Source organism: Stieleria marina (genome assembly GCA_007741555.1).
Taxonomy (GTDB): Bacteria; Planctomycetota; Planctomycetia; order Pirellulales; family Pirellulaceae; genus K23-9.
The window spans coordinates 4,916,161-4,926,451 of the sequence record CP036526.1; the positions used below are offsets into that span (position 1 = coordinate 4,916,161).

The 10,291-nt window shown below is 55.3% G+C and carries 7 protein-coding genes; 3 read left to right on the forward strand and 4 right to left on the reverse strand.

The annotated features are described in order from the left end of the window. Positions 1-96: 96 nt before the first annotated feature. Both K239x_RS17350 and K239x_RS17355 read right to left on the reverse strand, forming a co-directional pair. Positions 97-1,230, reverse strand: coding sequence for a M24 family metallopeptidase (locus tag K239x_RS17350; RefSeq protein WP_145419486.1), 1,134 nt, complete (start codon positions 1,228-1,230; stop codon positions 97-99). Between the two features lie 43 nt (positions 1,231-1,273). Next, the gene (locus tag K239x_RS17355) at positions 1,274-1,696 is read right to left on the reverse strand and encodes a secondary thiamine-phosphate synthase enzyme YjbQ (protein ID WP_145419487.1); all 423 of its coding nucleotides are present in this window, start codon (positions 1,694-1,696) and stop codon (positions 1,274-1,276) included. A 507-nt stretch (positions 1,697-2,203) separates the two neighbouring features. Here K239x_RS17355 and K239x_RS17360 point away from each other — a divergent pair. Together K239x_RS17360 and K239x_RS17365 are read left to right on the forward strand one after the other, a co-directional pair. Continuing rightward, positions 2,204-2,428 carry a hypothetical protein gene (locus K239x_RS17360; RefSeq protein WP_145419488.1) on the forward strand — a complete coding sequence of 75 codons (225 nt, stop codon included), beginning with the start codon at positions 2,204-2,206 and terminating at the stop codon, positions 2,426-2,428. 386 nt (positions 2,429-2,814) lie between these two features. After that, positions 2,815-4,203 carry a reverse transcriptase family protein gene (locus K239x_RS17365; protein WP_145419489.1) on the forward strand — a complete coding sequence of 463 codons (1,389 nt, stop codon included), beginning with the start codon at positions 2,815-2,817 and terminating at the stop codon, positions 4,201-4,203. A 41-nt stretch (positions 4,204-4,244) separates the two neighbouring features. Here the strand turns inward: K239x_RS17365 and K239x_RS17370 are convergent, their stop codons facing one another. Together K239x_RS17370 and K239x_RS17375 are read right to left on the reverse strand one after the other, a co-directional pair. Then, entirely contained in the window at positions 4,245-5,144 is a 900-nt protein-coding gene (locus K239x_RS17370; protein ID WP_145419490.1) for an aldo/keto reductase, read from the reverse strand. A gap of 11 nt (positions 5,145-5,155) precedes the next feature. Further along, entirely contained in the window at positions 5,156-6,352 is a 1,197-nt protein-coding gene (locus K239x_RS17375) for a hypothetical protein (RefSeq protein ID WP_419189090.1), read from the reverse strand. 87 nt (positions 6,353-6,439) lie between these two features. On the opposite strand from K239x_RS17375, the gene K239x_RS17380 reads away from it, so the two are divergent. After that, the gene (locus K239x_RS17380) at positions 6,440-10,231 is read left to right on the forward strand and encodes a PVC-type heme-binding CxxCH protein (RefSeq protein ID WP_145419492.1); all 3,792 of its coding nucleotides are present in this window, start codon (positions 6,440-6,442) and stop codon (positions 10,229-10,231) included. Positions 10,232-10,291 lie beyond the last annotated feature (60 nt).

Below are 10,291 nucleotides of genomic sequence, written 5' to 3' on the forward strand. Positions count from 1 at the left end.
AGCCCGCTTGCACTTTGCCACTCGCTTATTGCCGCCCGCTTATTGCTACCCGCACCTTGCAAACGAATCGGTGCGCGTACCAGCGTCGACCGGATGTTAGGTTGTCCAGTCGAGTCCGTCGTGCAGTTGATTGATATTTCTTGCTTCGCCGTCCGTGACGACCAACATGTCTTCGATGCGGACGCCGCCGACCTTGCGACCGTACAGGCCTGGTTCGACGGTGAAGACTTCGCCTGCCAAGACCTTGCCTCCGCCGTGGTCCAGCAAGATGGGTTCGTGCAAGTCCAGTCCGATTCCATGACCGGTACCGTGCTGAATGCTGGGCTGATCGGTTAGCTCGCCGCGCGACACCGGATAGCCAGCTTCGATCAGAACATCTTCGCCGGCTTTGTGAATGTCACCGGCCAAGTTGCCCGCAGTCAGCGCGGCGGTCGAAGCAGCCTTTGCGGCCACGACGGCGGCGTGCATGGCTTTGACGACGTCCGACGGTTCGCCGTGAACGACCGTTCGCGTGCAGTCACCCCAGTAGCGAGTCGATTCGTCACGCGGAAACAAATCGACAATGACAGGCACGCTGGTTTTCAAAACACCCTCGCCGCTGTGATGGCAATCGGCAACATGCGGCGCGGTCGCAACGATCGCGCCGTGCCCCGTCGTACAACCGCGATTCAAAAATTCGATCGCGGCCATCGCTTTGATGCGTTCGCTGGTCAGTGGCTGGCCGCCGATTTGAAGTTGGCCCGAACCAGTAACATTGGCACCAGCGATCGTCTCGCACATCAGTTTCATGACGTCTTCGGTGATCGCCTGTGCTTTCGCCAAGTACTCGATCTCTTGTTCGCTCTTAGTACGACGATCCAGCACGCCAAGCTCATCGTCGTACTGCACCGTGATGCCGGCCTGCTGCAGGTGCCACGCGAAAATGTAGGGCAAAGTACGATCGGCAACGACCAAGGAGACGTCTCGGCTGCGAAACAATTCTGCGGCGGCTTGAGCCGTCGCGGTTTCGCGATCCGCACTCAGGCCACTCATAGGCTCGTGCCGGGCGGGACAAGTGACCGAATCGGCTTGGCTTTTCGACCGAACGCGATCCATTTCCAAATCGCGGACCAAAGCAATCTTTTCGTCGTCAATTTCTAACCAAGCAGCCGGATCGCCCAGCGGAACGCCCAGCCGCCGAAACAGGGACGCATTGGAGATGGCGAAGCCGGCAAGGATTTTGTGAGCCATGATCGTTTTTTAATAGTTGGACGTGATTGGAAGAACAGCCGCTCTAGATCGACTTGCCGTTGAGCGTGATGACGACGTTGCGGCTGCCGCCGCGATCGCGATGTTCGCACAGATAGATTCCCTGCCAAGTCCCCAATTGCAACCGTCCGTCGCCCACCGGGATCGTGACACTGGCCCCCATCATCGACGCTTTGACGTGAGCCGGCATGTCATCGGGACCTTCCAGTGTGTGAATATAGGCAAGGTCCTCCGGAACCGCGTGGTTCATCGCCGTCTCGAAATCGACTCGCACGTCCGGGTCGGCGTTTTCGTTGATTGTCAGCGAAGCGCTCGTGTGCTGGATAAAGACGTGCAGTATTCCGACTCGCACCTGAGCCAATTCCGGCAGCTCACCGACGATGTCTTGGGTGATCAAATGAAATCCGCGGCGGACCGCTGAGAGTCGCAGCTGACGTTGAATCCACATAGGAAATGTCTCGATGTCTACTAAAAGGGGACTAGCGAAAATATTTTCGCACATTTTGTTTGACTGGAAATCCTAGCCCATTTGCGGCGATAGCAATCGGCAACCACTTATTCAGAACTTCGCATCTGCCGTGGGGGAAGGACGCGCCCCATCCCACCCGTCGAGCACTGCGTGTGGATCGACCATCCAAATCGGCGGGTGAAGGTGAGTGATTCTTCCCTTGAGAAATTTTGTCGGAATCGAGTCTTTTTCCGTGCGCGTTTGGCACCAATTTGGGACTGATCGTCAACGCTTCTCTACGCGGGGCGACTGCGGCTGTCCGTACCCTGGATCGTCAAATTGTGAACACAATTTTCTTGACTCTCTTATCAAAACGCTAATAATCCATCCGTGACGAGTTCGGCGGACGAGTGGATGGTTCCGCAACAAATAAAAGACTTCGGCATGGCGAGAGGAATTCGCTAGCCAAATCGACAAGTGCTTTGCAGGCACGAAATGGAAAACTAGATGAGTCAGTGCAAAAACGTTTTTGAAGCCATTCTGCGTTATGGCCACGATGAAGACTTTGTACCAAATGTAGAAAACGGCTTTTCGGCGACCGACGCTCCCGCTGGTAGCTCCGAGAAAATCGAAGTTCTTCGCAAACGCGTCGAGCTGGGACAGCCTTTGTGGCACAACACCGACCGTGTCGACTACAGCGGTCTGACCGGTGCGATTCGTCCTCGCGAGTAATTCGCTAACGAATCCAATTTGATCCAAAACGCCCCGCACCAAAAACTGCGGGGCGTTTTTTTATGCGCCCATATCGATCCAACTCGCCTCTTTGGTTCGTTTCCAACAGCCCACCGATTTGACTTCTGCCGTCGGTTGCTCAATATTCCACTGTGTTCGGGATCGCGCCGGTGGACCAAGTTGATTGGTAGCCGGATCGATTGATACGACTGCCATTTGCCGCGAGGTTACCTCGTGGTAGTTGCCTTACTTAGCAAGTTGACCACGCGAGCTTGGCTGCGTCTGCCGACGCAGGGAAGCTCGCGCAGGACGTGGACGAGTTGGCGCGGCGCGGTTCCGATTTCAATCTCTGTATCGATCACCGCGCGTCCAATGGATCTCTCGCAATGACAGCGCGTCGCGAAACCAGGATCGATATCGGCCGCGCGCGCCTGGTTCGAATTCTGATCGCCCGCCTCAATCACCGCTGGCTAGAAACGCCTGCCCAAGTCCTACGACTGACCCAAGGTTTGTTCGGATCACAACATTCACTTGAAAAACAGCTTGCAACCCAACTGTCGCAGGCACACCGCGAAAATCGCTTGTCGACGCAGCAACCGCTGAGCCGATGGTTGCTACGAAACGAACTTCTGATCCGTTACTTTCGCAAAAAGCAAACCATTTCGATCTGCAAATCGATCGTCGATTCCATCGAGAAGTCTGAGCACGCCTATCGTTGGCGGGTGCCAGCGGTAGACGACGAAGTTCAGCTGGCCAAATTTTTGTTGCTCGGTTCGTCGCAAGTTCTTCAGTGGTTGACGTTGCCACATCGGCGGCGGCGTACCGACGTCAACCACTATCGCCGACGAGCGATCCCCAAACGAGACGGAACGTTGCGTTGGATTGAATCACCGTCTCCCATTTTGAAACGCACGCAGCGTATCATCGCGGCCGACCTCTTGCCCCACGTGCCGCTCCATGATGCAGCGATGGGTTTTCGCCGCGGCCACAGTATCCACGATTCTGCCGCGCGCCACGTTGGCAAAGCATCCGTGTTGCGTTTGGACTTGCAGGACTTTTTTGGCAGCATTCATTTCGGGCGTGTGCGATCGCTGTTCGCCTATGCCGGCTACAGCTCCAAGGTCGCATCGACACTGGCAATGCTTTGCACAGCGCCGTCAGAGACGGCACCCTTAGACACCTCGCCACCATGCATTACGCCTCTCAGTAACTCGGCCCGAACCAGCACTAGATCGGCTTTACCAGAGCTGCCATCGCGCCTCCCCCAAGGCACTCCGACTTCACCTGCGATTGCCAATGCGATTGCCTTTCGCATGGACCGCCGATTGGATGGGCTAGCGACCGCGGCCGGCGCAAACTACACCCGCTACGCCGACGACCTGGTGTTCAGCTTTGATTCGCCCAGCGTTGCGTTTGCCAAGCGATTCGCAACCAGCGTGGCCGTGATCGCGATGGAAGAAGGCTTCAAGATGAACTTTCGCAAAACACGTCTGATGCGGCGCGGCAATCGTCAAAGAGTTTTGGGGATGACCGTTAACGAAAAGCTAAACGTCTCCCGCCAAGCCTACGAAACCCTAAAAGCAATCCTTCATAACTGCGCGAAACGGGGTCCCAGAAGCCAAAACCGCACGGAGCATCCAAATTTTCGCGAGCATCTGCGAGGGCGCATCGCGCATGTCGCGAGCATTCATACTGGTCGCGGCAACAAACTGACTGCCGTTTTTGAGACCATCGACTGGGACGACGACGCGCCGGATTACCGCCAGCCCGACTAATCACAACCGGACAAGATCATCGCCGCGAACTGCACGGAAACTCAACCGACACCCTTTACGCGACGATCTATTTCGGCGACAAAATCATCGGGCAAGGGGCCAGCAATCGTAGCCCGAACATTCTCAGCCAGGTGCTCCAGGTTGCAAGTTCCGACGATCGTCGTGTGGCAATACGGTTGTGAAAGGGTGTGACGCAGGATCAGCTCAGATCGCGACATATCGCCGGGCAAGATTTCGTCCAGCTTTGCCTGCGTCCAGACATCACGCAGCGCCGGTCGATCGATTTCGGCATCGGGACCACCGTGCGCGATGCCGCCGCGGACAATCACCCCCGCACCTTGCTCGCCCGCCGTCGTGATCCACTTGCCGTGTTCGTTTGCCAAACACGAGTAAGGGACCTGATAGGTATCAAACACATCCAACTCGATCAGCCCCGCCAAGTGAGGCAACTTGCTGGAGACGCCCAAGAAACGAATCAGCCCTTTGTCACGAAAACCACGCAGCAGGTCAATCAACCCGGCCTGCTGCAAAGTAACGGCATCGCCACCATGGAACTGCAACAGATCAATCGAATCGGTTTGCAAACGTGTCAGGCTGGTTTCCAAATTTCGCTCGATCACGTCGGCATCCCACACATGGTCGATCTCCAAGTGGTCGTCGTGCTGCGTGTAAACACAGCCGCACTTGGTCGCCAAGTAATACTCGTCGCGTCGCGAACTAATTGCGTCACCAATACGCTGCTCGGCGATCCCATAATCAGGCGACGTGTCGATAAAATTGATGCCGGCATCCAAAACGGCATTCAGAACCTGTGCAGACGCTTCGTCATCGACAACTCGAACGCCCCACGTCTTGGGGCCTCGCAGTCCCATGCTGCCGTAGCCGAGTTGAGTGACGGACAGGCCGGTGCGTCCGAGCGTTCGTTTAGGAATTTGATTCATTGTGACAATGACTACCGATAGAGTTGGTCGATTTTAAAACGCGATATCCCGCAAACCTGCCGCAGTGTCTTCGCCATGAATTCGAGCGGTTTGAGCGCAAGAAACGTCAGGTCGGCAAACCAAACGTTCGACCGACAGACAGACGCCAATTTGGGACCACCGAAGTTGTACGCACGTCGAAGGATCGAGTGAGCACCCGGTGCAGCGGCAACGAGCGCAAATTCAATGAACTTTAGTTCTCGCATCTGTTGATTGACCAGGCCGCTAGGACTTTGCTGCGAACCGACCCATTTGCGATGACCGTATGCAGCGGCGCTACTGACGTAACAGTTGGGCTGGGCCGTAGGCAGCTTCGCATATTCGATCAACATCAAATCGACCGCCAGTTTCCAGCTCGCAATCCATGCCAGCAACCACGCGACAACAATCATGATGCCAGTTCCACTGCGAAACGACATTGACCGATCGGATTTTGCATCGGCGATTCGTGCTGCCGTTACACTGGCCCGAATGTAAGTCAGGCACGTCAAGGTGGGGCTAGCCGCGACGATCCAAAAACCGATCCCCAGCGGGATGTCTTGCAGATCTCCCCAGCCAGTCAGCAATTCCATCGACGCACAAGCCGCAATCACGATGGCGACCACCGACGTCAGCACCAGCAAGTGCATGATCGTGAAACGCTTGGCCCACTGCCCACTTTTGAAAATGCAGTAAACGATCAAGGCCAGAATCGGAGCCACACTAGCGGCTGCGATGACCGTAAAAACAGCCGACGCAAAAATGACGGCGATCAGAAACGATACCGCCATTACGACGCCGCCGTACAACCCCATGCGAATCCAACGTCGATTGGCCGAAAGCGGACGAACTACCGACGCCGTCAACGCCGCCATGCTGAATCCCACCAGTGGTAACACCGGGGCAAAACACGGCCAGGAAAGCACCAGCGGCAGAAAATGTTCCAATCGGCCCGATTGCCACGCCGTATCCACGCTTGCGTTCAAGCCCATCCAAGAACTGACAAAGCAGCTGACTGGAAAAACGACCCCGGTTAAGAAAAACTTGATGCGGAGCTGCCGGCTGGGTTGCTGCAATTCATCCAGCAACCGATCCAGCTCGGGGTGCGGCTTCGGCGTGCTCTGCAAACCAGGCGAGTTTTGCAAACCAAGTTCGGAGGATGGATCATCCAGGATTTCGTCGGCAGCCAAGTTACTGTTCCCACAAATAGGCATGCAAAAGGTGGTTACAATGCTCAGCAGCCATCTGACGAAAAACCTTCCGACACCGAATCAAGCATGCTTCATCTTTCAAGCAACCGTTTTATCTTATCGACTCTCGTAGCGTTACTGGGTTCCGCCGCAATCTGCCAATCGTGCCTGGGGCAGATCGCCGTCAATCGCAAAGACGCTCGAAATCAGCAGACCGCCAAACCGGCGCCCGTCGAAGATCCCGCACTTCAGCAGTATGGCATCTACGAAGCGACGGCGCCACGCCCCGATACCATCGTGCCGATCGCGACGCGGCTTCCGCTCGACCTCCAGCCCGGCACTCGCATCGCTTTCATTGGCAACATGCTGCTGGAACGCGAGCAGTACTTTGGGCATCTGGAAACCTTGCTGCACCAGCGTTATCCCAATCACAAACTTGTGGTCCGCAATTTGGCTTGGCCCGCTGACACCCCCAGCCTGCAACCTCGCCCCGACAATTTTGCCGACGTTCAGCAGCACCTCAAGCACGAAAACATCGACGTCATCTTGGCTGCGTTTGGGTTTAACGAATCGTTCGATGGCCCCCCAGGCATCGCGGTGTTCAAAACCGAACTTGCCGCCTTTATCAATGATTTGAAAACGAAATCGTTCAACGGACGGTCGGCACCGCAGATCGTTTTGATTTCGCCCATCGCTAGCGAAAACATTGACGGTGTGCCTGCAGCCGATCGGAACAACCAAAATCTTGTCCTCTACACGGGTGCAATGCAGCAAGTCGCCCAACAAGCAGAGGTGGGTTTCGTCAATGCGATGAGTCAGACGATGGAGCTGATGGAAAGTCCCGCGACCGACCTCACCATCAACGGAGTCCATCTGAACGAAACGGGCTATGACGCATTTGCAAAACTGGTTTTTCGCGGCGTCACGGGAGAGACGGGCAACGAAGTCGATCAGACGATTCGTCAAACGGTCATCGACAAAAACCGCCAGTACCAACGCCGCTATCGTCCGCTGAACACGTTTTATTACACCGGCGGTCGCAGCAAGACCTACGGCTACCTTGATTTTCTGCCCGCGATGCGAAACTTCGACATTCTGACTGCCAACCGAGAGCAGAGAATCTGGGACCAAGCAGAGCAGAAAGAAGTGGCACCAGAAATTGACGATTCCAATTTGCCGCCGCTTCCCGAAACCAAACAAAGCCGCGGTGCAAACCGATGGATGACTGCCAAAGCCGAAATGGCAGAATTCAAAGTCGATCCGCGATTCGAGGTGACGTTGTTTGCCGGTGAAGAAGAGTTTCCGGACATCGCCGCACCGATTCAAATTCGCTGGGACAACCAAGGCCGGCTGTGGGTCGCGTGTTCGACGACTTACCCGCATGTGTATCCGGGCAACGAACCCAACGACAAACTGGTGATCTTGGAAGACACGGACGGAGACGGTAAAGCAGATTCGTCCCACGTCTGGGCAGATGATTTGCACATCCCATTGTCCTTCGAATTCGGCGACGGCGGCGTTTACATCTCGGATGAACCGCACCTGACGTTCCTGAAGGACAGCGATGGAAACGATAAAGCCGATTTCCGGCAAAAACTATTCAGTGGCTTTGGCACCGAAGATTCACACCACTCGTTGCACGATTTCGTCTGGTCCCCGGGCGGCGACCTGATCTTTCGCGAATCGATTTTCCATCACTCGCAAGTCGAAACCGCTTACGGCCCTGTCCGACAACAAAACAGCGGTTGGTTTCGACTGCATCCTGATAGCCAACGACTGACCAGCTTTGGGACATACCACAGCACCAACCCTTGGGGTGCAACGTTTGATGATTGGGGACAGCATGTCGCCAGCCACCCAATCTACGCAGCCGCCTTCCATTCGCTCGACCCGCCCTACCCGACACAGCACCCGGTCCCCAGTGGATTGAATGCGTATTCGGGAACCTGCGGTCAAGAGTTCGTCGATTTCGGAACGTTTCCCGATGAACTGCAGGGAGGATATCTAAAAGCACGCTACAAACCGACCAACCGAATCGAGATCCACAAATGGGTCGAAGGCGAATTTGGCTACGACGAAGAATACCAGGGCGACGTTCTATTTTCGTCGAACCTGAGCTTCATCCCAGTCGACATCCGGTTCGGGCCTCGCGGTGCGATGTACGTTTGCGATTGGTACAACCCGGTCAAAGGACACGCACAGTATTCGCTGCGTGACGAACGGCGTGACCGACACAGTGGACGCATCTGGAGGATCACCACCAAAGGCAAACCGTTACAAGATCCACCGAAGATTGCTACGGCAACCATTGGCGAACTTCTGGAATCCTTGAAGCGTCCCGAATCCCGAATTCGTTACTGGATCCGCCGCGAACTACGCGAACGTGATCCCCAGCAAGTCCACGCTGCCCTGGATCGTTGGGTCGCATCGATCGACAAAGCCGACCCGCGACAGCTGCACCATAAAATGGAAGCGATTTGGATGTATCGCGGCATTGGGAAAACCAACCAGCCGTTGCTTCGCGAATTGCTGACTTGCGACGACCATCATGCCCGGGCCGCCGCCACCGAACAACTACGTTACTGGCACGGTGAGTTTGAAGACGCCATCGACCTAGCTCGCAAATCTGCCAATGACGAAAACGCAATCGTGCGAATGCAAGCTGCGATCTTGACCAGCTACATCGGTACGAAAGAAGCATTCGATGTTTTGATGGACGTGCTGAAGCATCCCGCCGAAGGCCATTTGTCGTACGCGATTACGTGTGCACTGGGTTCACACACAATGCGACGCCACTGGGAAAACGACGACACGCACCATGTCGCAAAACTTCTCCGTGCAGCAAAGCAAAAGACCGCCCTCAAAGAACCGTCGCCATCGGCGCCCGACGCCCAATTTGACCAGCAAGACGACTTGGCAAAATTCACGATCTCTTGTTTGCCTGAAGTCATGAAGTACGACCGCGAACAGATCGCCGTCAAAACGGGACAGAGCGTCAAGATCGTGTTTACCAATCCCGATGCAACTGACCACAACATGGTCTTTGTGCGTCCCGGCGCCCTGGAGGAAGTCGGGATGGCTGCCAACGAAATGGCTCGTGACCCCAAGAACGCCAATTCGGATTTCATCCCACGATCAAAACGCAAATTGATCATGCACGCATCCAAGATGATCGGCCCCACGCGCAAATCCAAAGTGCATGTGTTCCGTTTCAAAGCTCCCAAAGAGCCTGGCATCTATCCCTATGTTTGCACGTTTCCTGGACACTGGATTGTGATGAAAGGCATCATGGTGGTGGCCGATGATTTGAGTGAAGTCGATGCGATGGTCGCCAAAAGCCAACCTCGTGTGATCAAACAATGGACGCTAACGGACTTTGCCGGGTTCAAAGCCGATGCCCCTAATAACGACAATGTGATGCGTGGGATGACCGCGTTTGCAAAAGCACGATGCGACCAGTGCCACGCTCTGGATGGCCACGGTGTCGACTTGGGCCCCAAACTAACGGAAGTGACCAAGAAACATCGCGACGAAAAACTGATTCAGCAACTGCTTGAACCTTCGGCAGAGATCAATGAAAAATTCGTAACGCATAAGTTCCTGCTGGCCGACGGAAGCGTGGTGACGGGCGTGATCGCCAAGGAATCCAAGAGACACGTCGACGTCATGGCTAACTTGTTGACGCCCAAGAAACTAACGCGAGTCGATAAGGCAGCGATCGAAGAACAGGTCCAGAGCAAGATTTCCGCGATGCCAACCGGATTGCTGGATGTTCTGACCCGCGAAGAGATCAGCGATTTGGTGACGTACCTGCAATCTGACGGGTTCCAGCTCCCCGACCATCTCAAAAACAAAATGAAGATGAACCACAGCCGGTAGATCATTTCCACCCCCGGACGTTCGCGATTTCGATCCGCGGCGTCTTCGCGACAACGACTG